The organism is Agromyces sp. NPDC055661 (genome assembly GCF_053618135.1).
Genome location: NZ_JBSHHC010000001.1, coordinates 1887194 through 1911410 on the forward strand (window position 1 = coordinate 1887194; position 24217 = coordinate 1911410).

General features: G+C 71.0%; 23 protein-coding genes. 16 read left to right on the forward strand and 7 right to left on the reverse strand.

Annotated features, from left to right (window positions below):
• Positions 1-26: 26 nt before the first annotated feature.
• Positions 27-896, reverse strand: a complete 870-nt coding sequence (locus ACWGO8_RS08645; protein WP_452042666.1) for a serine protein kinase RIO — start codon at positions 894-896, stop codon at positions 27-29.
• A gap of 260 nt (positions 897-1156) precedes the next feature.
• Here ACWGO8_RS08645 and ACWGO8_RS08650 point away from each other — a divergent pair, with 260 nt between their 5' ends.
• Complete coding sequence (locus ACWGO8_RS08650) at positions 1157-1723, forward strand: TOPRIM nucleotidyl transferase/hydrolase domain-containing protein (protein ID WP_452042667.1); 567 nt, start codon at positions 1157-1159, stop codon at positions 1721-1723.
• A gap of 39 nt (positions 1724-1762) precedes the next feature.
• Here the strand turns inward: ACWGO8_RS08650 and ACWGO8_RS08655 are convergent, their stop codons facing one another.
• Positions 1763-2029: a hypothetical protein gene (locus ACWGO8_RS08655; RefSeq protein WP_376953068.1), complete on the reverse strand. Its 267-nt coding sequence runs from the start codon at positions 2027-2029 to the stop codon at positions 1763-1765.
• 128 nt (positions 2030-2157) lie between these two features.
• On the opposite strand from ACWGO8_RS08655, the gene ACWGO8_RS08660 reads away from it, so the two are divergent.
• Positions 2158-3741 (forward strand): MFS transporter, encoded by a 1584-nt coding sequence (locus ACWGO8_RS08660; protein ID WP_452042668.1) that lies wholly within the window; start codon positions 2158-2160, stop codon positions 3739-3741.
• A gap of 132 nt (positions 3742-3873) precedes the next feature.
• Here the strand turns inward: ACWGO8_RS08660 and ACWGO8_RS08665 are convergent, their stop codons facing one another.
• The 3 genes from ACWGO8_RS08665 to ACWGO8_RS08675 form a co-directional block, all read right to left on the reverse strand.
• Positions 3874-5388: a M1 family metallopeptidase gene (locus ACWGO8_RS08665; protein WP_452043536.1), complete on the reverse strand. Its 1515-nt coding sequence runs from the start codon at positions 5386-5388 to the stop codon at positions 3874-3876.
• A gap of 168 nt (positions 5389-5556) precedes the next feature.
• Positions 5557-6792: an arginine deiminase gene (locus ACWGO8_RS08670; protein WP_452042669.1), complete on the reverse strand. Its 1236-nt coding sequence runs from the start codon at positions 6790-6792 to the stop codon at positions 5557-5559.
• A gap of 44 nt (positions 6793-6836) precedes the next feature.
• Positions 6837-7922: an amino acid permease gene (locus ACWGO8_RS08675; protein WP_452042670.1), complete on the reverse strand. Its 1086-nt coding sequence runs from the start codon at positions 7920-7922 to the stop codon at positions 6837-6839.
• Between the two features lie 143 nt (positions 7923-8065).
• Here ACWGO8_RS08675 and ACWGO8_RS08680 point away from each other — a divergent pair, with 143 nt between their 5' ends.
• The 6 genes from ACWGO8_RS08680 (at position 8066) to ACWGO8_RS08705 (ending at position 15432) form a co-directional block, all read left to right on the forward strand.
• Positions 8066-9139, forward strand: coding sequence for a cell wall-binding repeat-containing protein (locus tag ACWGO8_RS08680; protein ID WP_452042671.1), 1074 nt, complete (start codon positions 8066-8068; stop codon positions 9137-9139).
• A 287-nt stretch (positions 9140-9426) separates the two neighbouring features.
• A complete protein-coding gene (gene dnaK, locus ACWGO8_RS08685; RefSeq protein WP_452042672.1) occupies positions 9427-11307 on the forward strand; it encodes a molecular chaperone DnaK in 1881 nt (626 codons plus the stop codon).
• A gap of 2 nt (positions 11308-11309) precedes the next feature.
• The gene (locus ACWGO8_RS08690; RefSeq protein WP_452042673.1) at positions 11310-11930 is read left to right on the forward strand and encodes a nucleotide exchange factor GrpE; all 621 of its coding nucleotides are present in this window, start codon (positions 11310-11312) and stop codon (positions 11928-11930) included.
• 130 nt (positions 11931-12060) lie between these two features.
• Positions 12061-13062: a DnaJ C-terminal domain-containing protein gene (locus tag ACWGO8_RS08695; RefSeq protein ID WP_452042674.1), complete on the forward strand. Its 1002-nt coding sequence runs from the start codon at positions 12061-12063 to the stop codon at positions 13060-13062.
• Complete coding sequence (locus ACWGO8_RS08700) at positions 13059-13475, forward strand: heat shock protein transcriptional repressor HspR (protein ID WP_452042675.1); 417 nt, start codon at positions 13059-13061, stop codon at positions 13473-13475. Before ACWGO8_RS08695 ends, ACWGO8_RS08700 begins: the two co-directional genes overlap by 4 nt.
• Before the next feature lie 85 nt (positions 13476-13560).
• The gene (locus ACWGO8_RS08705) at positions 13561-15432 is read left to right on the forward strand and encodes an alkyl/aryl-sulfatase (protein ID WP_452042676.1); all 1872 of its coding nucleotides are present in this window, start codon (positions 13561-13563) and stop codon (positions 15430-15432) included.
• 33 nt (positions 15433-15465) lie between these two features.
• Here ACWGO8_RS08705 and ACWGO8_RS08710 read toward each other — a convergent pair whose 3' ends face one another.
• A complete protein-coding gene (locus ACWGO8_RS08710; RefSeq protein WP_452042677.1) occupies positions 15466-16173 on the reverse strand; it encodes a hypothetical protein in 708 nt (235 codons plus the stop codon).
• Positions 16174-16242: 69 nt separating this feature from the next.
• Between ACWGO8_RS08710 and ACWGO8_RS08715 the strand changes: the two genes are divergently transcribed.
• From ACWGO8_RS08715 to ACWGO8_RS08740, 6 genes are all read left to right on the forward strand, one after another.
• On the forward strand, positions 16243-17373 hold the full coding sequence (locus ACWGO8_RS08715) for a class I SAM-dependent methyltransferase (protein ID WP_452042678.1): 1131 nt from the start codon (positions 16243-16245) through the stop codon (positions 17371-17373).
• Positions 17370-18377 carry a DUF817 domain-containing protein gene (locus ACWGO8_RS08720; RefSeq protein ID WP_452042679.1) on the forward strand — a complete coding sequence of 336 codons (1008 nt, stop codon included), beginning with the start codon at positions 17370-17372 and terminating at the stop codon, positions 18375-18377. Before ACWGO8_RS08715 ends, ACWGO8_RS08720 begins: the two co-directional genes overlap by 4 nt.
• A complete protein-coding gene (clpS, locus tag ACWGO8_RS08725) occupies positions 18374-18664 on the forward strand; it encodes an ATP-dependent Clp protease adapter ClpS (RefSeq protein WP_452042680.1) in 291 nt (96 codons plus the stop codon). The genes ACWGO8_RS08720 and clpS overlap by 4 nt, the downstream gene beginning before the upstream one ends.
• Entirely contained in the window at positions 18661-19155 is a 495-nt protein-coding gene (locus tag ACWGO8_RS08730) for a DUF2017 family protein (RefSeq protein WP_452042681.1), read from the forward strand. The genes clpS and ACWGO8_RS08730 overlap by 4 nt, the downstream gene beginning before the upstream one ends.
• A 141-nt stretch (positions 19156-19296) precedes the next feature.
• Positions 19297-20487, forward strand: coding sequence for a hypothetical protein (locus ACWGO8_RS08735; RefSeq protein WP_452042682.1), 1191 nt, complete (start codon positions 19297-19299; stop codon positions 20485-20487).
• 94 nt (positions 20488-20581) lie between these two features.
• Entirely contained in the window at positions 20582-20986 is a 405-nt protein-coding gene (locus tag ACWGO8_RS08740) for a DUF7144 family membrane protein (RefSeq protein WP_452042683.1), read from the forward strand.
• A gap of 59 nt (positions 20987-21045) precedes the next feature.
• On the opposite strand, the gene ACWGO8_RS08745 is transcribed toward ACWGO8_RS08740, so the two are convergent.
• Positions 21046-21444, reverse strand: a complete 399-nt coding sequence (locus ACWGO8_RS08745) for an SHOCT domain-containing protein (protein ID WP_376953085.1) — start codon at positions 21442-21444, stop codon at positions 21046-21048.
• A 212-nt stretch (positions 21445-21656) separates the two neighbouring features.
• Between ACWGO8_RS08745 and ACWGO8_RS08750 the strand changes: the two genes are divergently transcribed.
• Together ACWGO8_RS08750 and ACWGO8_RS08755 are read left to right on the forward strand one after the other, a co-directional pair.
• Positions 21657-22481, forward strand: coding sequence for a mechanosensitive ion channel family protein (locus tag ACWGO8_RS08750; protein WP_452042684.1), 825 nt, complete (start codon positions 21657-21659; stop codon positions 22479-22481).
• Positions 22482-22580: 99 nt separating this feature from the next.
• Complete coding sequence (locus ACWGO8_RS08755; protein WP_452042685.1) at positions 22581-24215, forward strand: DHA2 family efflux MFS transporter permease subunit; 1635 nt, start codon at positions 22581-22583, stop codon at positions 24213-24215.
• The last annotated feature ends 2 nt before the right edge of the window (positions 24216-24217 follow it).

Genomic DNA, 24217 nt, shown 5'->3' on the forward strand with positions numbered 1-24217 from the left:
GCGTCCGCGGACGCGCCCTCTCGCGGCTAGAACCCGACCTCGCCCACGAGCTCGCCGAACAGCTCCTCGGCGTCGCACTCGAGCCGCTGCCGGGTGAACCAGTCGCACACGTTGACGCAGTCGCGGTGCAGCAGGTCGAAGCCCTGCGGGTTCGACACGAGGTCGACCACCTGGGGCAGGTCGATCGCCACGACCCGTCCGTGGTGCACGAGCAGGTTGTACGGCGAGAGGTCGCCGTGCGCGAGGCCCGCCCGGGCGAGCAGCCGCATGAAGTCCGCCACCTGCTGGAACAGGTCGCGGAGGGTCGCGGCATCCGCACGCTGCTGGGCGAGGCGCGGTGCCGCGACCTGGCCGTCGCCGATGAACTCCATGAGCACCTCGGTCTCGTGCACCTGCACCGGGTACGGCACGGATGCCCCGAGCTCGGTGAGCCGGGTCAGCGCGTCGAACTCGGCGTAGGCCCACTGCACGCGCGCCACGGCGCGACCGAACGACGTGCCCTTGGCCACGGCGCGGACATCGCGGGTGCGGCGCAGGCCGCGACCCTCGGTGTAGATGGTCGAGCGATGGAAGTCCGAGTGCTCGCTCGTGCGGTAGCGCTTGGCGGCGAGCAGCACCCGGTTGCCCGGCACGTCGGCCGGGGCATCCGGGATCGCCCGCTCGATGAGGTGGAGGTTCGCCTCCTTGCCGGTCTTCACGACGCCGAGCTCGGTGTCGATGGCCGCGGCGGAGGTGACGAGCCAGTCGGGGCGCGGCTCGGGGCCGCGCTCTGATGGGATGGTCGCCGGCCACGTGGACCAGCGCTGGCCCTCGCCGGGCTCGGCGGCCTGGAATGCGAGGGCGGTGGGCGCGCCGGACGGCGCGGCGGAATCGTCGAGCGACGAGAGGAAGTTCACGGTGGTGTCTCCGAGATCATGGAGGCCACCGGACGCGGCGCTGTGCGCTACGGGCGGGCGGCCTCGCAGGGGAGGGTGTCTGCGATGAGGCGCGCGACAAAGACGGTGGTCATCGTTCTCTCCTTCCGCTCTCGGGCACGGATGCCGCGTGGCGCGGTCCGGAGGCGAGCATACGCGCTGTGCGCCGCCGTGTCCACGGTCGATTCGGGGCCCGGTCGCCGAGCGGATGCCGCGTCCGTGCGCGCGAGTAGGGTGCTGCCATGCGCGCGGACGCGACCGTGGTGCTCGTCGAGGGCGAGAGCGACCGGCGCGCGCTCGCGGCGCTCGCGCGTCGCCTCGGACACGATCTCGCGGCATCGGGCGCCGACGTCGTGCCCATGGGCGGCATCACCAACCTGCGGCACCACCTCGCCGAGCTCGACGCGCGGGAGGCGCCGCCGCGGGTGCTCGGCCTGTTCGACGTCGGCGAGCAGGGGCACGTCGCGCGCATGCTCACGGCGGCCGGGCGCGGACCGGCCGACTCGGTCGACGACCTCGAGGCGCTCGGCTTCTTCGCCTGCACGCTCGACCTCGAGGACGAGCTCATCCGCGCCGCGGGCGCCGACGTGATCGAGGGCGTGCTCGCCGGGCATCGCGACCTCTCGCGATTCCGCACGTTCCAGCGCCAGCCCTCCCAGCGCGACCGGCCGATCGACGCGCAGCTGCGCCGCTTCGCGGGCACGGCGGCCGGGCGCAAGACCTGGTTCGCCGCCGACGTCGTCGAGGTGCTGCCGATCGAGCGGATGCCGCAGCCGATGCTGCGCCTGCTCGACGCCGTCGTGGGCTGAGGCCAGCCTCCGCCCGCCGACGACGCCCGACCGCGCGCGTCAGCGGGCGTGGTCGGCGAGGATCTGGTCGACGTCGATCTGCGAGAGCAGGTGCTGCCAGTCGAGCCGGCGGGCCACGTCGGCGACGTCGGGGTCGGCGAACGCCTGGCCGTTGCGGTGCACGACGACGCCCGTGGGGACCAGCTCGTTCAGCTTCGCGAGGATGGCGTCGTCGACCGCCTCGGTGTCGAAGTCGGCGCCGACCGTCGCGTAGTAGTCCGCCGAGAGGGTGTACGAGACCTGTCCGACCTCGATCGGTTCCGCCATGCCTGGCTCCCTTCGCCGGTGCTCCGTGATCCGGTTCCCCATTCTGCCAGCGCCCGGTGGAACGCGGTCATGGAATCCGCCGCGCGTCGGGTCTACCCGCGCCGGGCGGACTGTGGTTGTGTTCACTCATGAGTGGACAGGGCGCACCTGGGGCGCCGTTCAACTTCCGTCTCGCGTTCCTCCTCGCGATGGCGATGTTCGTGCTCGTGGTCGATACGTCGCTCATGAACGTGTCGATCTCCGCGGTCGTGCGCGATCTCGACACCACGGTGAGCGGCGTGCAGGGCGCGATCGCGCTCGAGGCGCTCGTCTCGGCCGCGTTCATCCTCATCGGCGGCAAGACCGGCGACCTCATCGGCCGCAAGCTCGCCTACATCCTCGGCCTGCTCGGGTACGCCGTCGGGGCGATCGCCATGACGCTCGCGCAGAACCTCGGTGCCGTCATCCTCTTCTGGGCCGTGATCGGCGGCATCGGGGCATCCCTGCTGCTGCCCGCCATGCAGTCGCTCATCCACGGCAACTTCGAGGGAGATCACCAGAAGCGCGTGTACGCCCTCGTCGGGGCGTCCGCCGCGATCGCCGCGGCCGTCGGACCGCTCCTCGGCGGCTTCATCACCACGTTCCTCTCCTGGCGGGTCGGGTTCCTGCTCGAGGCCGTGATCATCGCCGTGGTGCTCGCCGGCATCGGCCTGGTGAAGGACGTGCCGTACCACGGCGACCGCTCGATCGACCTCGTCGGCGCCGCGCTCTCGATCATCGGCATGGGCGGCGTGGTCACCGGCATCCTCGTCTGGCAGGAGGGCGGCGGCTACGTCGGCGTGATCATCGGCCTTGGCGTCATGGCCCTCGGCGCGCTCGTGTGGTGGCTGCGGCGGCGGAAGTCCCGCGGCAAGCCGACGCTGCTGGATCCCGACCTCTTCAAGTCCAAGATGTTCCGCACCGGGGCATCCGGGCAGCTGCTGCAGCAGGTCGCGCTGGGCGGCACCATGATCGTGCTGCCGATCTACCTGCAGATGGTGTTCGAGTACAACGCGCTGCAGGCCGGACTCTCGATCGCGCCGCTGTCGATCAGCATGTTCGTCATCGCGCTGCTCGCTGGCCGCGGGCTCAAGCGACGTCCGGCGAGCGTCATCCTCTGGGGCTTCGTGCTCGTCGTCGCGGGGCTCGCGATCCTCGTGCCCATCGTGCCCATCGCCGACTCGGGCTGGTGGCTCACGATCCCGCTCATCATCTCGGGCTGCGGCCTCGGCCTGCTCGTGTCCCAGCTCAACAACTACACGCTGTCGCCGATCTCCGACGAGCGGGTGAGCGAGGCGGCGGGCGTGAACTCGGCCGCCGGCTCCTTCGGCCTCTCGTTCGGGCTCGCGTTCGCCGGCGCGATCATGCTCGCGACGCTCGCCTTCACGTTCACCGCGATGGCCGACTCGAGCACGGTGCTCTCGTCGGAGCAGCAACAGCAGGTCTCGACGGTGCTCGAGGAGGACGCGGAGATCATGTCGAACACGGGCCTCGAGGAGCTGCTGGCCGACGAGACGCCCGAGGTGCAGGCCGAGGTGCTGGCCATCAACACGGACTCGCGGAACATCGCGCTGCAGGTCGCGCTCCTCGTGCCGATCCTGGCCGGCGTGCTCGGCATCCTGAACGGGTTCCGGATGCGTCGACTGCCCGATCCCAAGGCGTCGGGCGCGAGCGAGGGGATGATGCTCGGCTAGGTTCCGGGCAGCGATTCATCGGCGGAGGCCGCGTGCGCCGCTGCGCCCGCGCCCCCGCACACCGATCGGCCCCCGCGCGCCGAGCCGGAGCCGTGACGTGCGAGGGCCGATGGGTGGCCGACCGCCTGCTGCCTAGGGCAGCGTCCAGGTTGCCGGGGGCTTCACCTGGTCGTACAACCAGGTCTGGAAGAAGGCGTCGAGGTCCTTGCCCGAGACCTCCTCGAACACGGCCTGGAAGTCCTCGGCCGTGCCCGCCGAGTCGTTGTACCGCTCCAGCCAGAGCCGCGTCCCGGCGAAGAACTTCTCGTCGCCGACCTCCAGGCGCAGGGCGTGGAGCGTGCCCGCTCCGCGGTCGTAGACCTGACCGGCGAAGAGCCCGAGGGGCTGCGGATCGCCGATCTGGAGCTGCCAGTAGGAGGCGGGCCGGTTCGCGTTGTACCAGTTGTTGTACGCCGTCTGCGCGGTGCGGATGCCGCGCTCCTCGTTCCACAGCCATGTGGCGTAGGTCGCCCAGCCCTCGTTGAGCCAGATGTCCTGCCAGCGCTCGGGGCTCACCGCGTCGCCGAACCACTGGTGCGCGAGCTCGTGCGCGACCGTGCCCTCGCTCGCCGACGACGAGTACACCGGGCGGGTCTGGGTCTCGAGCGCGTAGCCGACGGTGTCGTTGTCGACGATGGACCCGAACGAGTTGAACGGGTACTTCCCGAACTTGCTCTCGAAGAAGTCGATCATGGCCACCTGGCGGGCCAGGCTCGCGTTGGTGGTGTTGAGCCGCGCGGCCGTGAGCTTCGTGTCCACCGCGTCGATGATCGGCACGCCGCTCGTCGAGGTGTAGGTGTCGCGGAGGTCGAAGTCGCCGACCGACGCCGTCGTGAGGTAGCTCGCCTGCTGGTCGGGCGCGTCCCAGAACCAGGTCGTCCAGCCGTTCGCCGTCTCCTCGGGCTTCGGCTGGACGCCGTTGGCGACCGCGACCTTGCCCTCGGGCACCGTGATCGCGAAGCTGTACGAGGCCTTGTCGGTCTGGTGGTCGCTCACCGGGTACCACGTCATCGAGCCATCGGGCTCGCTCACGACCATCGCGCCGTCGCGCGTCGTGACCCAGCCGTAGAGGGCCTCTTCGATGTCCTCCGGGCGAGTGGTGGTGCCGCCGTACTCGACGACGACCTGCACGTGCTGGCCCGCCTTGATCTTCGGGCGGGGCTGCACGGTGAGCTCCCAGACGCGGGCGCCGTCGTCCTGCACCTGCCAGTAGGCGGCACCGTCGACCTCGGCTCCGGCTGCCGGCACCGCCACCTCGCTGGCGCGCTTGCCGTTGACGGTGAGGGCCGTCACGTCCATGTCGCGCAGGTCGAGGTTGAACCGGTCGAGGTCCTGGGTGGCGACGAGGTCGATCGTCGCAACGCCCGCGAGCTGCCCTTCGAGCGGCGCCGGTGCCGCAGCCGGGAGCGTGTACTTCAGCGCGAGGTCGTAGTGCTGCACGTCGTACCCGCCGTTGCCCGCGTACGGGAAGTAGGGGTCGCCGGCGCCGGTGGCGCCCGCCGTGTAGCGGGGTCCGGGCCCCTTCGGCGCGGCGGCCGCGCCCGTCACGCCGATCCCGGCGACCACCACCAGCGCGACGGTCGCACCGCCGAGCATTCGTCTCCGCATCCTGTCCACCTGTCCTCCTTCACCGTTCCGTATGACGCACACTTGGGCGAAACCATAGCGGTGTGTGACATGGCGCCGATAGACCCTGAGCGGGGCGCAATTGGGGTCGGATGCCGCGGCGCGTCGCCGCACGACCGCGCCGCGGCATCCGATCGCCGACCGGGACGGCTAGTACTCGACCGCGTCGCGCGAGAGCGGGCACGTCATGCAGTGGCCGCCGCCGCGACCGCGGCCGAGCTCCGCGCCGACGATGGTGATCACCTCGACGCCGGCCTTCCGCAGCAGCGTGTTCGTGTGCGTGTTGCGGTCGTACGTGAAGACGACGCCGGGCTCGACGGCGACGGCGTTGTTGCCGCTGTCCCACTGCTGGCGCTCGCCCGCGTACCACCCGCCGCCGGGCTCGACCGTCCGAAGCCGGGGCAGTCCCAGCGCGTCGGCGACGACCTCGACGAACGGCCGGCGCTCCTCGGTGACCTCCAGCCCGCCGTCGTCGGCCGGCCGCAGCGAGAACGCGTGGATGCCGTCGACGATGTCGGGGTAGTACGTCACGAGGTCGCGATCCGCGAACGTGAACACCGTGTCGAGGTGCATGGCCGCACGCAGCTTCGGCATGCCGGCGACCACGACCCGGGTCGCCGCGCCCGCCTCGAACAGCTTCGCGGCGACCTGCGTGATCGCCTGCCGGGACGTGCGCTCGCTCATGCCGATGAGCACGGCGCCGTTGCCGACCGGCATGACGTCGCCGCCTTCGAGCGTGGCCTGGCCCCAGTCCTCCTCGGGGTCGCCCCACCAGACGGTGTTGCCCGTGTACCCGGGGTGGAACTCGTAGATCGCCTTCATGAGCAGGGTCTCGCCGTGCCGGGCTGGCCAGTAGAGGGGGTTCAGGGTGAGGCCCCCGTAGATCCAGCACGTGGTGTCGCGCGTGTAGATCGTGTTCGGCAGCGGCGCCATGAGGTACTCGTCGACGCCGGAGGACTCCCGGGCGAGTGCGAGGGCGTCCGACCGGAAGTCGTCGGGCAGCTCGCGGGTGGAGAGCCCGCCGATGAGCAGTTCGGCGAGCAGCGCGTCGTCGAGGGAGTCGAGGTAGGCGCGCGTGTCGCCGACGAGGCCGTACCCGACGTCGTTGGCGGTGATCTTGCGGTCGAGCAGCCACTCCCGCGCGCCCGGCACGCCCAGCGTCTCGGCGAGCAGGTCGTGGAGCTCGACCACCTCGACCCCGCGCTCCTGCAGCTTCAGCACGAAGTCGTGGTGGTCGCGCTTCGCGTTGTGCACCCAGAGCACGTCGTCGAACAGCAGGGCGTCGTTGTTGCTCGGCGTGAGCCGTTCGTGCCCCAGTCCGGGCCGGCACACGAGCACCCGGTTGAGCTTCCCGACCTCGGAGTGGACCCCGAACGTGGTGGACATGGACGCTCCCTTCCGTCGTGCGCGCGGCATCCGCTCGCACGTGATCAGACCTGCACGACCCCCGTCGCGAGCAGCACGACGCCGACGACCGCGAAGGCCAGGACGACGATGAAGTTCACCAGGCCCGGCCGGGTGAAGACGCGTGCCCCCTGCTGCCGGCGGGCCAGGATGTAGAGCACCGTCGCCGGCGCGAGGAGGATGCAGGCGAGGAAGAGGAACACGTACCCGGCCGCCCACATCAGGAAGAGCGTGTAGATCGTCGAGATCGACGCGATGACGAGCTCGCGCGTGCGCCGTGCCGGTTGGACGTCGCCGTAGCCGTCGCGGCGCAGGGCGATCTTGACGGCGTAGGCGCTGGCGAGCGCGTACGGCGCCAGGGCGAGTGCGGCGGTGAGGTCGAGCGTGAAGTCGAGGGCGTTCCGCACGAACTGCACCGCGAAGAGGATGGCCGTCACGAAGATCGATGTCCAGAGCACCGCGTGCTCGGGCACCTCTCGCCCGTTGAGCACGGCGAAGTGCCGCGGCAGGTCGTTGTCGCGCGCGGCGGCGTACACGACGTCGGCGGCCAGGAGCTGCCAGGCGAGGTACGCCCCGAGCACCGAGATGATGAGCCCGACGCGGATGAACGCTCCGCCCCACGGACCGACGGCGGCCTCGAGGACGCCGCCGACCGACGGCTGCGGCAGAGCGGCGAGCTCCGCCTTCGGGAGGAAGAACGCCGGCCAGGTGTCGCCCTGCCCGAGCAGCGGCTCGAGGTCGGGGAACAGCTGGCTCAGCGTCGTCATGATGAGGACCCAGTAGAAGGCGTTGCCCGCGCACGCCGACGCCCAGAAGCCGATGGCCGACAGGAAGCCGGGGTAGAGGCCGAACCCCTCGCGCGCGTAGACGTACACGCCGTTGTCGAGCTTCGGCTTGCGCACCGCGAGGGTCTGGAACACGAGCGCCAGCGTCAGCATGCCGAGCCCCGCGATCGCCCACGCGATCAGCGCGCCGGAGACTCCGGTCTGGCTCGCGAAGCGCGCGGGGAGCTGGAACACCCCGGCGCCGACCATCGAGCCGACGACCATCGCCGTCAGGGCCGGGAGGCTCAGCTTCGACGTCGTCGTCGACGTCTCGGCAGCGGTCGTCATCGGTCGTCCCTCCCCAGTGCTCGATCCCCCAGGTGCGAACGGTGCAGGGCGGGCGCGCGGCCCGATCCGTGTCTAGCGCAGGGCGGATGCCGCCGCAAGGAAGTTCCTTCCGACGGAGTCCCGCCGACCGGTATATTCGCGCTGTGACCCTACTCACCCGCCCTGTCCGCACCCTCGCGATCACCATCGCGACCGCGTGCGCGATCACCCTCCTCGTTCCCGCCCCGGCCGGCGCCGACGACGGCCTCGGCTCCCAGGAGGCGCCGTCCGTGCAGGTCGATGCGGCCGCCGCCTACGACGTGCAGCGCGTCGCCGGCGACGATCGATTCGCCACCGCCGCCGCGATCAGCCGCCAGATCATCCCCGACGGCGAACGGGCCCCGGTCGTCTATCTCGTCAATGCCCACAACTTCCCCGACGCCATGGCTGCGGGGCCTGCGGCCATCCGGCAGGGCGGGGTGATCCTCTCGATCCCCCAGGACTGGATCACGAACCCCGTCGGCCTCGAGCTCCTCCGCCTCGATCCCGAGCGCATCGTCATCGTCGGCGGCACGGCCGTCATCGACCCGCTCGTGGAACACATCCTCGAGCACAGCATGGACTTGGACGCGAAGATCGAGCGGATCGGCGGAGCTGACCGCTACGAGACCGCTGAACTGATCGCCCGCGACGCCGCCGAGAACGGCACCTCCGGCCGATACGCGTTCGTGGCCACCGGCACGAACTTCCCCGACGCCCTCGCGGCCGCACCGGCCGCAGGGAAGCTGGACGCCCCGGTCCTGCTCGTTCCGGGCGGGCCGGTCTCGGCGGGGACGCGCAAGGCCATCGTGGACCTCGGGATCGACCACATCGTCATCGTCGGCGGCGAGGCCTCCGTCGGCCGCGACACCGCCGACAGCCTCGCGGCCGTTCCCGGTGTCGTCGACGTCAGCCGGGTCGCCGGCGCCGACCGGTACCTCACCGCCGCCCAGATCAGCGCGCAGTTCATCGGCTCGAGCGAGAACGCGCTCGTCGCCACCGGCGAGGGTTTCGTGGATGCGCTCGCCGGAGCTCCGCTCGCCGGGGCGCTGGGCGCGCCGCTGCTCCTGGCCCGGCCCGGGTGCATGCCCGCCGTCACGATGGACCGGATCGCCGACTCCGGCGCCTCCTCGATCCGGCTCCTCGGCGGACCGGCCACCCTGTCGCCCGCCGTCGAGAACCTGCAGCCCCTCTGCTGAGGCTGGATCCGGATCCGCCGAGTGCGGATCCGGATCCCCTCCGGGCGCGGCCGTGCGACCCCGCGCTCGGTGGAAGACTGGGAACCCGCCGTGAGTTGAGTCGAGTCGGCTCAACTTCGGTGGATCCGACTTGACATGCTCCTCGCGCCGTTGAGACACTTGAGCCGTCGGGACTCAAGTTCCGGCGCCATTGACTTCGGTCGCGGGCCAGGACGGCCGGGCCGACCGCCGATCGAGTGCGCGCGGCATCCGCTCGCGCAGGCTCCTCGGCAGAAGGAGAAACACACATGTCACGAGCAGTAGGAATCGACCTCGGCACCACGAACTCCGTCGTGAGCGTGCTCGAGGGCGGCGAGCCCACGGTCATCGCGAACGCCGAGGGCTTCCGCACGACCCCGTCGGTCGTCGCGTTCACGAAGGACGGCGAGGTGCTGGTCGGCGAGACCGCCAAGCGCCAGGCCGTCACCAACGTCGACCGCACCATCGCGTCGGTGAAGCGCCACATGGGCACCGACTGGTCGAAGGAGATCGACGGCAAGACGTACACGCCGCAGGAGATCTCGGCGCGCATCCTGCAGAAGCTGAAGCGCGACGCCGAGCAGTACCTCGGCGACACGGTCACCGACGCCGTCGTCACCGTGCCCGCGTACTTCAACGACGCCGAGCGCCAGGCCACCAAGGAGGCGGGCGAGATCGCCGGCCTCAACGTGCTCCGCATCATCAACGAGCCAACCGCCGCGGCCCTCGCGTACGGCCTCGACAAGGGCAAGGAGGACGAGCTCATCCTCGTCTTCGACCTCGGTGGCGGCACGTTCGACGTGTCCCTCCTCGAGGTGGGCAAGGACGACGACTTCTCGACCATCCAGGTCCGTGCGACCGCCGGTGACAACCGCCTCGGCGGCGACGACTGGGACCAGCGGATCGTCGAGTGGCTGATCAAGCGCTTCAAGGACACGACCGGCGTCGACGTCTCGAAGGACCGCATCGCGCTGCAGCGCCTCAAGGAGGCCGCCGAGCAGGCGAAGAAGGAGCTCTCGAGCTCCATGTCCACGAACATCCAGCTGCCCTACCTCTCGCTCACCGAGAACGGGCCGGCCAACCTCGACGAGACGCTCACGCGCGCGCAGTTCGAGAACATGACGAGCGACCTGCTCGACCGCACCAAGAAGCCCTTCGAGGACGTCATCCGCGAGGCCGGCATCAAGGTGTCCGACATCGCGCACGTCGTGCTCGTCGGCGGCTCGACCCGCATGCCCTCCGTCTCCGAGCTCGTGAAGCAGGAGACCGGCAAGGAGCCCAACAAGGGCGTGAACCCCGACGAGGTCGTCGCCGTGGGCGCGGCCCTCCAGGCGGGCGTCCTCAAGGGCGAGCGCAAGGACGTGCTGCTGATCGACGTGACCCCCCTCAGCCTCGGCATCGAGACCAAGGGCGGCATCATGACGAAGCTCATCGAGCGCAACACGGCGATCCCGACCAAGCGCAGCGAGACCTTCACGACCGCCGACGACAACCAGCCGTCGGTCGCGATCCAGGTCTTCCAGGGCGAGCGCGAGTTCACGCGCGACAACAAGCCGCTCGGCACCTTCGAGCTCACCGGCATCGCCCCGGCACCCCGCGGCATCCCGCAGATCGAGGTCACCTTCGACATCGACGCGAACGGCATCGTGCACGTGTCCGCCAAGGACAAGGGCACCGGCAAGGAGCAGTCGATGACGATCACGGGCGGCTCGAGCCTCCCCAAGGAAGACATCGAGCGCATGGTGCGCGACGCCGAGGAGCACGCGGCCGACGACAAGAAGCGCCGCGAGTCGGCCGAGACGCGCAACCAGGCCGAGCAGCTCGTCTACCAGATCGAGAAGCTCATCAAGGACAACGACGACAAGCTCCCCGAGGACGTGAAGTCCGAGGTGCAGGGCGACGTCGACGCGCTGAAGTCGGCGCTCGCCGGCGACGACGACGCGGCCGTGAAGTCGGCGTTCGACAAGCTCTCGCAGTCGCAGGGCAAGCTCGGCGAGGCGATCTACGCCTCCTCGCAGCAGCAGCCCGCGGGCGCCAACCCGGGCAACCCCGGCGAGGACGCCTCGGCCAGCGGCACCGACGGCGGCAGCTCCTCCGACGAGGACGTCGTCGACGCCGAGGTCATCGACGACGAGGACGAGAAGAAGTAGCCATGACGGACGAGAACCAGGACCACGACGAGCCGATCATCCGCGACAAGCGGCGGATCGACCCCGAGACGGGTGCGGTTCGGCATCCCGAGGGCGAGGTCGAGGGTGAGGTCGAGGCGACGGATGCCGCGTCGGCCGAGCCCGACGACGAGGACGTGCTCACGGTCGACGACATCCTGAACGCGGCGCAGGCCGAGGTGCAGGAGCCGAGCGACGAGCACCTCGCCGACCTCAAGCGCGTCACCGCCGAGTACGCGAACTACCGCAAGCGCACCGAGGCGAACCGCGAGGTCGAGCGGGAGCGCGCGGTCGGCGCGGCCGTGGCCGTGCTGCTGCCCGTGCTCGACGACCTCGACCGTGCCGAGAAGCACGGCGACCTCGAGGGCGACGCACCCTTCGCAACCATCGCGGCGAAGCTCCGCGCGGCGGTCGAGAAGCTCGGGCTGACCCCGTTCGGCGAGGTCGGCGAGCCGTTCGACCCGACGCGGCACGAGGCGATCTTCCAGCAGCCGTCCGACGAGGTCGACACCGACACGGTCGGCGACGTCGTCGAGACGGGATACCTGCTCGGCGGCACGCTGCTGCGGGCGGCGAAGGTCGTCGTCAAGACGCCGCAGGAATGATCCGGGTCGTCGAGTAGCGCCGCCGAAGGCGACGCGTATCGAGACGCACACGGGTCTCGATACGCGTCCGGCTCCGCCGGGCGCTCCTCGACCACCGGTTCATCAGACAGACTCAGAAGAGGAGGTGCCGATGGCCAGCCAGGATTGGTTCGACAAGGACTTCTACCAGGTGCTCGGCGTCTCCAAGGACGCGAGCGACAGCGACATCAAGAAGGCGTACCGCAAGCTCGCGCGCAAGTACCACCCCGACCAGAACCCGGGCGACGCCGCGGCCGAGGCGCGGTTCAAGGAGATCAGCGAGGCGCACTCCGTGCTCGCCGATCCCGAGGAGCGCAAGGAGTACGACGCGATCCGGGCCATGGGCACGGGCGCGCGATTCACGGCTCCGGGCGCCGGCGGTGCGGGCGGCTTCGAGGACGTGTTCGGCGGCATGTTCGGCGGCCCGGGGGGCGCCGGCGGCGGCACGCGCTACACGTTCCAGCAGGGCGGCGACTACGACGACCTGCTCGGGGGCCTGTTCGGCGGCGGCCGCTTCGGCACGCCGAGCGGCGGCTACCGCGGCTTCGGCGGGCCCACGAAGGGCCGCGACGTCACCGCGTCGACCACGCTCGAGTTCATCACCGCCACCAAAGGCGACCAGATCACGCTGCAGACCGCCGAGGGCAAGCCGATCACCGTGCGCATCCCCGCGGGCGTGGCCGACGGCCAGAAGATCAAGCTGCCCGGCAAGGGCCATCCGTCGCCCGACGGCGGCGAGTCCGGCGACCTCATCCTCACCGTGCACGTGCGCAAGCACCCGGTGTTCGAGCGCGACGGCCTCAACCTGCGCGTGACCGTCCCGGTCACGTTCGCCGAGGCCACGCTCGGCGCCACGATCCAGGTGCCGACGCTCGGCGGCGATCCCGTGAAGCTGCGCGTTGCGCCCGGCACCCCGAGCGGCCGCGTGCTGCGCGTGAAGGGTCGCGGCGTCGAGACGAAGAAGGGCACGGGCGACCTGCTCGCCGTCGTGCAGGTGGCCGTGCCGTCGCACCTCTCGAAGGACGCCTCCGAGAAGCTCGAGGAGTTCGCGGCGCTGCTGCCCGACGAGGACCCGCGTGAGGAGCTGCTCGCGAAGGCGAGGAGCCAGCGATGAACGAGTCGAGCCCGCTGTTCGTGATCTCGGTGGCGGCCGACCTCGCTGGGATGCACCCGCAGACGCTGCGGCAGTACGACCGCATGGGGCTCGTCTCGCCGACCCGCACGGCGGGCAAGTCGCGGCGGTACTCGATGCGCGACGTCATGCAGCTGCGCGAGATCGCGCAGCTCTCGAGCGAGGGCGTGAGCCTCGAGGGCATCCGCCGCGTGCTCGGCCTCGAGGACGAGGTGCAGGGTTTGCGCGCCCGCGTGCGCGAGCTCGAGGCCGCGCTCGCGGACGAGATGCTCAACCGGCCCGGCCGCCGGGTCTTCGCCGCCGGATCCGCGGGCGACATCGTGTCGCTCCGCACCGGCACGCGCGTGCGGCGCGAGAACGCCCTCGTCGTCTGGCGACCGCTCGACCGCGAGTGATCCTCGACGTCGGCTGATTCCTTGCGCCCCCGCCCCTCGTGCGGGAGGCTCGCTCCGGGGGACCTCCCCGGGGGAAGGAGCACACATGGAACAGCGCGAACCGTCCGAGGCCGTCACGGCGGCGAACCAGGCGGCGCTGTCGGCGTTGCCGTTCGACGACGACGCCGACTTCGCGGCGGCCGATCGGGGCTTCGTCGGCACGCTCGACGATCCGGCCGTGCGCGACGAGGGCGGCACGGTCGTGTGGGATGCCTCGTCGTTCGACTTCGTCGACGGGGACGCGCCGACGTCGGTGCATCCGAGCCTGTGGCGCCAGTCCAAGCTCGTCGCGAAGCACGGCCTCTACGAGGTCGTTCCCGGCCTCTACCAGGTCCGTGGGCTCGACCTGTCGGTCACGTCCTTCATCGAGGGCGACACGGGCGTGATCGTCGTCGATCCGCTCATCTCGAAGGAGACCGGAGCCGCGGCGCTGGCCCTGTACCGCCGGCACCGTGGCGATCGCCCCATCGTCGCGGTGATCCACACGCACAGCCACATCGACCACTTCGGCGGCGTGCTCGGCATGGTGACGCAGGAGCAGGTCGACGCCGGAGACGTGCAGGTCATCGCGCCCGAGGGCTTCGTCGAGCACGCCGTCGCCGAGAACGTGTACGCCGGCGTCGCGATGGGCCGCCGTGCCGGGTACATGTACGGCGCGCGCCTCGACCGCGGACCCAAGGGCCAGGTCGGCGCCGGCCTCGGCCAGACCACCTCGACCGGCCAGCCCGGGATGATCGTGCCGACGCTCGACATCCGCGAGACCGGCGAGACGCACGTGATCGACGGCGTGGAGATCGAGTTCCAGATGGCGCCCGGTACCGAGGCGCCGTCGGAGATGCACTTCTACCTTCCGGGCTTCAAGGCGCTGTGCATGGCCGAGAACGCCACGCACACGCTGCACAACCTGCTCACGCTGCGGGGAGCGCTCGTGCGCGATCCCCACGTCTGGTCGCAGTACCTCACGGAGGCGATCGAGCGCTACGGCGACCGCGCCGAGGTCGTGTTCGCCTCCCACCACTGGCCCACCTGGGGCAACGATGAGCTCGTGCGGTTCCTGTCGACGCAGCGCGACCTCTACGCCTACCTGCACGATCAGACGCTACGCATGCTCAACCAGGGCCTCACCGGCGCCGAGATCGGCGAGGCGTTCGAGCTCCCGCCCGCACTCGAGAACGCCTGGAACGCCCGCGGCTACTACGGCTCGGTCAACCACGACGTGAAGGCGATCTACCAGCGGTACATGGGCTGGTTCGACGGCAACCCCGCGCGTCTCTGGCCGCACCCGCCGCAGGCGCTCGCGGAACGGTACGTGGACGCCATCGGCGGCATCGATCGCGTCGTCGAGCTCGCGCAGGCGGCGTTCGACGCGGCCGACTATCGATGGGCGGCGACCCTGCTCGACCACGCGGTGTTCGCGGATGCCTCGCACGAGGGCGCGCGGGCCCTCTACGCGGACACGCTCGAGCAGCTCGGCTACGGGGCGGAGAACGGCACCTGGCGGAACTTCTTCCTCTCCGGTGCGACCGAGCTCCGAGCGGGCAACTTCGGTACCCCCACCTCGACCGCCCCACCGGCGATCCTCGCGCAGCTCACCCCGGAGCAGCTGTTCGACGCCGTCGCGATCCGCGTCGACGGTCCGCGGGCGTGGGACCTGGACCTGGCGCTCGACCTCACCCTCACCGACCTGGGCCGCAGCTTCCACCTCACGCTGCGCAACGGCGTGCTGGTCTACGTCGAGCGCGAACCGGCGCCGGATGCCGCACTGCACCTGACTCTCGACAAGCCGCGACTCCTCCGGCTCGCCGGCGGCGACCTGTCACCCGAGGGCATCGAGGTGGACGGCGACCTCGACATCCTGCGCCGGCTCATCGACGTGCTCGACCAGGGCGATCCGTCGTTCGACATCGTGGTGCCCTAGCGCGCCGAGCCGTGTCATGTCACGGCGCTCGGGTCAGCTCCAGGCCGACTCGGGCGCCGTGATCACCTTCACGGGCGCCGTCGACCAGTGCGAGCCGTACCCGTAGTGGCTCCCCGCCCACGGCGAAGCCCAGATCGCCTGCGCCGTGGCGTTCGCGTCGTTCCCCGCTTCGAGCGACGCCTCGATCGCGTCGTAGAACGAGTAGCGACGCAGGCTGTCGGCGGCGTACTCGGCCGCGATCGAGAGGGTCGCGTAGCTGCCGAGGCCCGATCCGCCGCCAGATCCGTTGCCGTTGTTGAGGGGGTTGTTGCGGTTCCACCAGTTGTCGGGACCGTTCTCCTGCCGCATCCAGCGCAGCATCACGTCGATGTTCGCCTGCGTGATCGGGAAGTCGCCGTAGATGAGCACGAGCTCGGCCCAGTCGTGGTTCGTGCCCGACTCGACGAGCGTCTCGGGGCCGGTCGTCGTGACGTAGGACTCGTGCGACACGTCGGGGGCGGCGACGTCGCCGGCCACCCTCACGGTCTGCGTCGCGCCCGAGAACGCCTCCCCCGCGCCGGGAGCCTCCGACGCGGCGGGCGCCGGGGGCGTCAGCGCGTAGGTCAGCCCGAGCGAGAGCACGGCGATCGCGGCCGCGAGCGGCGCGAGGCGTCGTCCGATCCGGGCACGGTGCTCGAGGCTCGCGGCGTGGATCCTCGCCGCGCGCCGCTCCCCCTGAACCGGTCGCCCTGCTGCTGGCATGCGGGCACGAGGGTAGCAAACCGAACCGGGAGCCGCACTCGGGTCGACCGCCACGCGTAGCCTTTCACCATGGTCCTGGACTTCGCCCTGCTGCGTCGCCACCCCGACGTCGAGGGGCATGGGCTCGAGGCGTCGGATGCCGCGGACCGCCTGATCCTCGACGAGTCGGCGCCGCTCCTGGCAGGTGCCGGCGACGGCGGCGTCGTGGTGCTCGACGACGCCTACGGGGCCCTCGCGCTGGGCGCCGCGGCGGCGGGAGCCCGAGGCATCCGCGTGCATCAGGACCTCGTCACGGGCGAGCGGGCGCTCGCCGCCAATGCCGACCGCGCGGGGCTCGCCGACCGGGTGCGGTCGCTCCCGCTCGGCGCCGACCTGCTCCGCGACGCGCGCCTCGTGCTCCTGCGCCTGCCGCGGTCGCTCGACCGGCTCGACGAGCTGGCCGGGCTCGTGGCCGGCTCCGCGGCATCCGACGTGGTCGTCGTCGCCGGCGGGCGCATCAAGCACATGTCGCTCGCGATGAACGACGTGCTCGGCGCCTGGTTCGAGCGGGTCGACGTGTCGCACGCGCGGCAGAAGTCCCGCGTGCTCACGGCGCGCGGCCCGCGGGCCCAGCGGCAGCCGTCGGCGCCGGGCTGGCCGCGCGGCGAGCGGCACGACGACGTCGGCGTCACGGTCGTCGCGCACGGCGGCGTGTTCGCCGGCACGGGCATCGACATCGGTACGCGCTTCCTGCTCGAGCACCTCGACGGCGCGGTGCCGGATGCCGCGTCCGCCGTCGACCTCGCGTGCGGCTCGGGCGTGGTGGCCGCGTGGCTCGCCCGCAGGCGCCCCGGACTCCGCGTCACGGCGACCGACCGCTCGGCGGCGGCCGCGGCATCCGCTCGCGAGACCGCGGAGGTGAACGGCGTCGCCGATCGGGTGACCGTCACGCACGCCGACGCGCTCGAGCTCCTGCCCGACGCGAGCGAGGCGCTCGTGGTGCTCAACCCGCCGTTCCACTCGGATGCCGCGCTGCACACCGGCATCGCGGCGCACCTGTTCGACGACGCGGCCCGCGTGCTCGCGCCGGGCGGGGAACTGTGGTGCGTGTGGAACTCGCACCTGCGCTACCGGCCGCTCCTGGAGCGCGCGGTGGGGTCGACCCGCCAGGTCGCGCGCAACCCGAAGTTCACGGTCACGGCCTCCCGGCGGCCGGGATGACCACCGACGAGCGCCCCCGCGCCGGCGACGATGCGCACCTCGCGCGACCCGCGTCCGCGGCAGCCCCGTTCGACCCGACCTCGGCGCACGAGCAGCGGCTCACCCCGGTCGAGCGGGCGATCGATCGCGCGGCGCACCGCCTGCTCGCCGACGCGTCCGACCGCGGCATCCGCGCGGGGCTCATCGAGTTCCTGGTGTTCGGGGCCAAGCAGGCGTGGGCCTGCGTGTTCGGTGCGGCGCTGCTGGCCGTGATCGTCGCGGCCCGGCTCTGGTACCCCGACGACGCGGCCCTCGCGCCGAACGACGCGCTCACGATCGCGGCCGTGCTCATCCAGGTCGTGATGGTCGCGACGCGGCTCGAGACGGGTCGGGAGCTCTGGGTCGTCGTGCTGTTCCACCTCACGGGCACGGTCATGGAGATCTTCAAGACGGACGTCGGGTCGTGGGCCTACGACGACGGCGGCGTGCTGCGCATCGCGGGCGTCCCGCTGTTCTCGGGGTTCATGTACGCCGCCGTCGGCTCCTACCTCGTGCGCGTGCACCGGCTCTTCGACCTCGGGTTCACCAGGTATCCGCGGCGCTGGCTCACCGTCATCGTCGCGGCCGGGATCTACGCGAACTTCTTCACGCATCACTTCATCGTCGACCTCCGCTGGGTGCTCCTCGCCGCGGTCGCGCTGCTCTGGTGGCCGACGGTCATGCACTTCCGCGTGTGGCGGCGCACCTACCGGATGCCGCTCCTGCTCGCCTTCGCGCTGGTCGCGCTCTTCATCTGGATCGCCGAGAACATCGCCACCTGGGCGGGCGCGTGGTTCTACCCCGACCAGGCCGACGGATGGCAGCCGGTGTCGGTGTCGAAGCTGGTCTCGTGGTTCCTGCTCATGATCATCTCGGTGGTGCTCGTCACGTTCGTGTACCCGCCGCGGACGCCGGCGGCGGCATCCGATCGGGCCGTCGCAGCCGGGTTCCGTCGGGCGGGCGCTCGTGGAAGGCTGGACGGGTGACGCCCACGCTCGAACAGCTCGACGCCGACACGACCACGCAGGACGTGTCGGAGCAGCCGTGGCGCACGATCGTCTGGGACGATCCGGTCAACCTCATGACGTACGTGACGTACGTCTTCCGCACGTACTTCGGGTACCCGCGCGAGGTCGCCGAGCGGCTGATGCTGCAGGTGCACCACGAGGGACGCGCCGTCGTGGCATCCGGCAATCGCGAGGCCATGGAGCGGCACGTGCAGGCGATGCACGGCTACGGCCTGCAGGCCACGGTGTCGAGGGCCGAGACGTGATCGTCGCCGGGCGCAGCGGCGGCGAAGGCGTGCGCATCGTGCTCGAGGTCGAGGAGGCGATGCTCCTCTCCGAGCTCGCCGACCAGGTCGACTCGGTGCTCCTGCTCGGCGAGGCCGACGATCCGGCGCTCGGGCGGCTGCTGCCGAACGCCTACCCCGAGGACCCGCCGGCGTCGCAGGAGTTCGGCCGGTACACGCGCGAGAGCCTCGTCGACGGCAAGCGCCAGGCGGCGCAGCGCGTGCGGGACGCGACCGCGGTCGCCGACGGCGACGAGGGCGTCGTGCAGATCGAGCTCGACCAGTCGGAGGCGTGGGGCTGGCTCACGTTCCTCACCGACCTGCGGCTCATCCTCGCCGAGCGCGTGGGCATCGTCGAGGAGGACGACGACGAGGCCGACGAGACGCGCGACGACTACCTGCGCGCGGCCTACGAGTGGGCGGGCTTCGTGCAGGGCTCGATGCTCGAGGTGCTCGACCCGACCGACTCCTGAGCTCCGCCCACGTTCGAACCGAGCGGATGCCGCGCGCCGGGCATTCCGGACGATCGCCGCAACCGATGCGTGACACCGAGCGATCCGGCTGGCATCCTGATCCCCACAGCGGCCGCCTGGGGCCGCGGGAGGGAAGCCCCGATGACCGCTCAGACCAGCACCGCTCCCGCGCGCAGCACGCAGCCGTCCACCTCGATCCGCCGCGTGCTGCGGCATCCGGCCGAGAACGCGGAGTCGCTCGAGTCCGTCGCCCTGCTCGCCGGCGCCGTCGCGTTCCTGGTCGGCCTGGCCGTGGCCTGGATCTTCTTCTGGGGCCGGAACGTCCCGATCGCCGGACCCGCTTCGCTCGGGCAGTTCGTCGCGATCGGCGGCGCGGTGGTGGCCATCGTGGCGTTCGTGCTCGGCCGGGTGGTGCTCCGCAGGCCGGCACCGTCGCTGCACGACCGCGTGGACGACGGGCTCGAGGTGCAGGGCGCCCGCCTGCACTGGTTCGACATCGTGGCGCTCGCGCTGGCGCACGCCGTGATCGTGCTCCTCGGCTGGATCGGCCTCGCCGACCTGCTCGAGCGCAGCTTCATCGGCGCGGTCGTCTTCACGTTCCCGGCGGCCGTGCTCTCGGGCGTCGCGTTCGCCGTGACCGCCTACGCGGTGTTCCTCTCGTCGGCGCGGCTCACCCCGATGCTGCTGTCGCTCGTGCTGGCGGTGTTCCTCGTCGTCGGCGCGCTCGCCAGCATGCTGAGCTCGAGCGACCCCCAGTGGTGGCAGAAGAACCTGTCGGCGCTGGGCATCACCAACGACGTGTCGTCGCTCGCGTTCAACCTCACGCTCATCATCGCGGGCGCGATCGTCACGATCATCGCCCGCTACGGCACGGCGAGCCTGCCGACGTCGACGCCGCTCGACCTCCGGCACCGCAACCTGGTGCGCGTGAGCCTCGCCCTCATCGGCGTGCTCCTCGCCTGCGTCGGCATCTTCCCGGTGAGCGAGTTCTTCGTCCTGCACAACACCGTGGCCACGGGGATGGCCGTCGTCTACGCGGTCGTCGTGTTCGCGCTGCCGCGCTGGGTGCCTTCGATGCCGAAGGTGTTCGTGATCCTCGGCTACGTGTACGTCGCCGTGACCGTGCTGCTCGGCATCTTCTTCGCGGTCGGCTACTACAACCTCACGGCCGTCGAGCTCGTGGCCGGCGTGCTGATCTTCAGCTGGATCATCCTGTTCCTCCGCAACGCCGGCGTGATCCGCCCGGAGGCGCCCGCGGCCGGCGCACGCCCGGCCGGAGACCCCGACCCCGACGCCGTCGGCGACCCCGCGGGAGCGCCCGTGCTCACCTGAGCAGGAACCTGTTGACGTGCGCGCTCGGCGGGGTGGATGATGCGCGTATCGGGACCGCGTTCACCTGGGGATGCGCCGATCGAGAGGGGAAGCAATGTCGGACTCTGAAACCACGGGATGGGTCGGATGGGGATGGTTCGCGGCCATCGTCATCATCATCGCCGGCGTGATCGACGCCCTGTACGGACTCGTCGCCATCCTCATGCCCGGGAGCGCATACTTCGTGCTGGGCGAGGGCGGCCTCCTCCTGTTCGATGTGGCGGGGTGGGGGTGGTGGCATCTCGTGTTCGGCGTGGTGCTCATCCTCGTCGGCCTCGCGCTGATCGCCGGCGCCACCTGGGCGCGAGTGGTCGCGATCATCCTCGTCGCGTTCAACGGCGTCTCACAGCTCGCCCTGCTGCCGGTGCAGCCGTGGTGGTCGCTCATCGTGCTCACGCTGGACATCCTCGTGCTCTACGCGCTCACCGTCCACGGCAAGGAGCTGAAGGCCGCGAGCTGAGTTCGCCCGATACACGAAGGGGCGGGTGCCGAAGCACCCGCCCCTTCGTCGTTCGTCGATCAGGCGCCGTGGCTGAGCGCCCGGGCCTTGAGCTGGTCGTACTCGGCCGGGGAGATGGTGCCGGCGTCGAGCAGTGCCTTCGCCTTGGCGATCTCGTCGGACGGGCTCGCCGCTCCGGCGGTCGCGCGGATGTAGTCGTCCGTCGCGGCCTGCACCTGCCGGGCCTCCTTCTGCGCGCGCTCCGCCATGCCGCTGCCGCGGGCGATGAGGTACACCAGCGCGGTGAGGAACGGCACGAAGATCAGGAAGATGATCCAGACGGCCTTCCACCAGCCGTTGAGCTTGTGGTCGCGGAAGAGGTCGGTGATGATCGCGATGACCGCCCAGAGGTAGGCGAAGAACGCGAAGAACCACAGGGTCCACCAGAGGATGTCGCCCAGGCTGTTCCAGAAACTCATTGGAGCCCTTTCAGAGTGTCGGATGCCGCCGCTGGGGGCGGCGACGGGTCGCGCCCGTCATCCGGGGTGCGCCGGTCCGGACTGGAGCCTGCGATCCCCCTGATCTCGGTGTCTCCCGTGGGCACCATATCGCGAGGGATGCCGCGGGGGTAGCGGGAATTCGCGTCGTGTCAGCCGAATCGACGGGGATCGCAGGCCGTATCGTGGGCCCCGTGAGCGGCGAGTTCCTCGATTGGTCCACCCTCAGCGCCTGGGACGTCACGTTCGCCCTGCTCTCCGTCGTCGCGGGCTGGATCCTCTCGCGCCTCGTGCGCAGGGGGGTGCTCGCCCTGATGGGCCGGCTCGAGGGGATCTCTCCCGAGACCGGCCGGCGGATCGCGAGCATCTCGGGCATCGTCGTGCTGCTCTTCGGCATCGGCGTCGCGCTGAGCTTCCTCGGCGCTCCGCTCGAGCCGTTGCTCGCGATCGTCATCATCGTGGCGATCGTGGCCCTGCTCGTGCTGCGCGGCATCGCCGACAACTTCTCGGCGGGCATCGTGCTGCAGACCCGCAAGCCCGTACAGCCCGGCGACCAGGTGGAGACGCCCGACTACGAGGGGACCGTCGAGGAGCTCACGAGCCGATCGGTCATCGTGCGGTCGTTCGACGGACGCGCGGTGCACGTCCCCAATGCGGCGTTCCTGAACACCCCGTTCGTGAACGGATCCGCGTTCGGGGCGAACCGCACCGAGCTCGAGGTGCGGACGCCGCTGGGCGGACTCGGCGTCGAGGCGATGCTGGCCGAGTTGCAGCGCGTCGCGGCATCCGTCGACGGCGTGCTGGCCGAGCCGGCCGCGCCGGCACCGTGGGCCCGCGCCATCACGATCGGCGGCGACCGCGTGACGGCGCGCGTGCAGGTGTGGCACGAGCCAGGGCGCAGTCAGGCGATCGGGGGCGCGGTCGTGGTCGCGCTCGCCGCGGCGCTCGCGGACCGCGGTCCCGGCGTGCTCGTCACGAGCGAGCTGCCGAGCACGATGGCGCGCACCGAGGAGCGCTGACCCCCCGAGCGGGCTCTGTCGCCCCCCGCCCAGGGTGCAATAGCGTGTGCATGAGCGGCACCGCTCCCGGCCCGCTCAACGGCGAAGGGGATGCACGCCATGTCAGAGCACGGGACACCGTCGGCCATCGCGACCTCGACGAGCACGGCGGACAGCCCGCCGCGCGCGATGCTCGTGCTCATCGCGCTCGTGCTGGGCGCGGCCATCGCGAACCTCAACCTCGCGGTCGCGAACGTGGCGCTGCCCACGATCGGCGCGGCGTTCGACGCCTCGCAGACGCAGCTGAACCTCACCGCGGTGGGCTACAGCCTCGGCCTCGCGGCATCCGTGCTCTACCTCGGCGCCCTCGGCGACCGGTACGGCCGCAAGCTCATGCTCCTGCTCGGATCGCTGGCCTCGATCCCGTTCAGCCTCCTGGCGGCCTTCGCGCCGACGATCGAGGTGCTCGTCGTCGCCCGCATCCTCGGGGGCATCGCGGGCGGCATGTGCTTCCCGACGACCCTCGCGCTCATCGCGGCGCTCTGGGGCGGCGCGAAGCGGACGCGCGCGATCGCGCTGTGGTCGGCCATCGGGGCGGCGATCGCCGCCCTCGGCCCCCTCCTGTCGGGCTGGCTCCTGGGGCAGTTCGACTGGGGCTCGGTGTTCCTCGTCACGGTGCCGCTCGCCGTGGTCGCCTTCATCATGGCGCTGATCTTCGTGCCCGCCCACATCAACGAGTCGACCGAGAAGGTCGACAACCTCGGCGGCATCATCTCGATCGTGTTCGTCGGCTCGCTGATCCTCGCCATCAACTTCGCCGCGGTCCCCGACTCCACGACGCTCGTGCTGATCCTGTCGGCGATCACGCTCGTGGGCGTCATCGGGTTCGTCCTCCGCCAGCGCCGTGCGCCGAACCCGCTGTACGACCTGCACGTCGCGGCGAGACCGCCGTTCTGGGTCGCGGCCGTGGCCGGCATCATCGTGTTCGGCTCGCTGATGGGCGCGATGTTCGTGGGGCAGCAGTTCCTGCAGAACGTGCTCGGGTACACCACCATCGAGGCGGGCGCGGCGATCCTCCCGACGGCCATCCTGATGGTGCTGATCGCCCCGATCTCCGCCCGGCTGGTCGACCGCATCGGCTCGCGCATGACGCTCCTGTCGGGCTACGTGTTCGTCTTCCTCGGCTTCCTCACGATGCTCGTGCTCTGGCGGGAGGGATCCGGGTACTTCGAGGTGGGCCTGGCCTACGCATTCGTCGGCGCGGGTGTCGGCTTCGCCCAGACGCCCGCCGCGCACTCGCTGACCGGGTCGGTACCGCCGACGCGCGTCGGCATGGCGTCGGCCACCGCCGACCTGCAGCGCGACCTGGGCGGTGCCCTCATGCAGTCGATCTTCGGCGCCCTGCTGACGGCCGGCTACGCCGCCGCGTTCTCGAAGCAGATCGCGTCGTCCTCCGAGGCGTCCTCGATCTCGACGGCGACCGAGGCGCAGCTCACGAAGTCGTTCGACAGCGCCGCCGCGATGGCGAAGCAGTATCCGCAGTACGCCGACCAGATCACGGCGGCTGCGAAGGAGTCGTTCCTCGCGGGCGACCACTGGGCGTACACCGCCGGACTCGTCGCCGTCGTGATCGGGGGGATCCTGGTGTTCTTCTTCTTCCCGCGCAAGCAGCGCGAGGTCGAGCTGGTCGCGCAGTACCACGCGGAGGATGCCGCCGCCCTGGCCGGCTCGGCGAAGGACACGGAGGGCCGCTGACG

Coding starts and splice junctions, on each gene's coding strand:
- ACWGO8_RS08650 (WP_452042667.1), top strand. CDS start 1,157: ATGCGCGCGGACGCGACCGTGGTGCTCGTCGAGGGCGAGAGCGACCGG.
- ACWGO8_RS08655 (WP_376953068.1), bottom strand. CDS start 2,029: ATGGCGGAACCGATCGAGGTCGGACAGGTCTCGTACACCCTCTCGGCG.
- ACWGO8_RS08660 (WP_452042668.1), top strand. CDS start 2,158: ATGAGTGGACAGGGCGCACCTGGGGCGCCGTTCAACTTCCGTCTCGCG.
- ACWGO8_RS08665 (WP_452043536.1), bottom strand. CDS start 5,388: ATGCGGAGACGAATGCTCGGCGGTGCGACCGTCGCGCTGGTGGTGGTC.
- ACWGO8_RS08670 (WP_452042669.1), bottom strand. CDS start 6,792: ATGTCCACCACGTTCGGGGTCCACTCCGAGGTCGGGAAGCTCAACCGG.
- ACWGO8_RS08675 (WP_452042670.1), bottom strand. CDS start 7,922: ATGACGACCGCTGCCGAGACGTCGACGACGACGTCGAAGCTGAGCCTC.
- dnaK (WP_452042672.1), top strand. CDS start 9,427: ATGTCACGAGCAGTAGGAATCGACCTCGGCACCACGAACTCCGTCGTG.
- ACWGO8_RS08690 (WP_452042673.1), top strand. CDS start 11,310: ATGACGGACGAGAACCAGGACCACGACGAGCCGATCATCCGCGACAAG.
- ACWGO8_RS08695 (WP_452042674.1), top strand. CDS start 12,061: ATGGCCAGCCAGGATTGGTTCGACAAGGACTTCTACCAGGTGCTCGGC.
- ACWGO8_RS08700 (WP_452042675.1), top strand. CDS start 13,059: ATGAACGAGTCGAGCCCGCTGTTCGTGATCTCGGTGGCGGCCGACCTC.
- ACWGO8_RS08705 (WP_452042676.1), top strand. CDS start 13,561: ATGGAACAGCGCGAACCGTCCGAGGCCGTCACGGCGGCGAACCAGGCG.
- ACWGO8_RS08710 (WP_452042677.1), bottom strand. CDS start 16,173: ATGCCAGCAGCAGGGCGACCGGTTCAGGGGGAGCGGCGCGCGGCGAGG.
- ACWGO8_RS08715 (WP_452042678.1), top strand. CDS start 16,243: ATGGTCCTGGACTTCGCCCTGCTGCGTCGCCACCCCGACGTCGAGGGG.
- ACWGO8_RS08720 (WP_452042679.1), top strand. CDS start 17,370: ATGACCACCGACGAGCGCCCCCGCGCCGGCGACGATGCGCACCTCGCG.
- ACWGO8_RS08735 (WP_452042682.1), top strand. CDS start 19,297: ATGACCGCTCAGACCAGCACCGCTCCCGCGCGCAGCACGCAGCCGTCC.
- ACWGO8_RS08740 (WP_452042683.1), top strand. CDS start 20,582: ATGTCGGACTCTGAAACCACGGGATGGGTCGGATGGGGATGGTTCGCG.
- ACWGO8_RS08745 (WP_376953085.1), bottom strand. CDS start 21,444: ATGAGTTTCTGGAACAGCCTGGGCGACATCCTCTGGTGGACCCTGTGG.
- ACWGO8_RS08755 (WP_452042685.1), top strand. CDS start 22,581: ATGTCAGAGCACGGGACACCGTCGGCCATCGCGACCTCGACGAGCACG.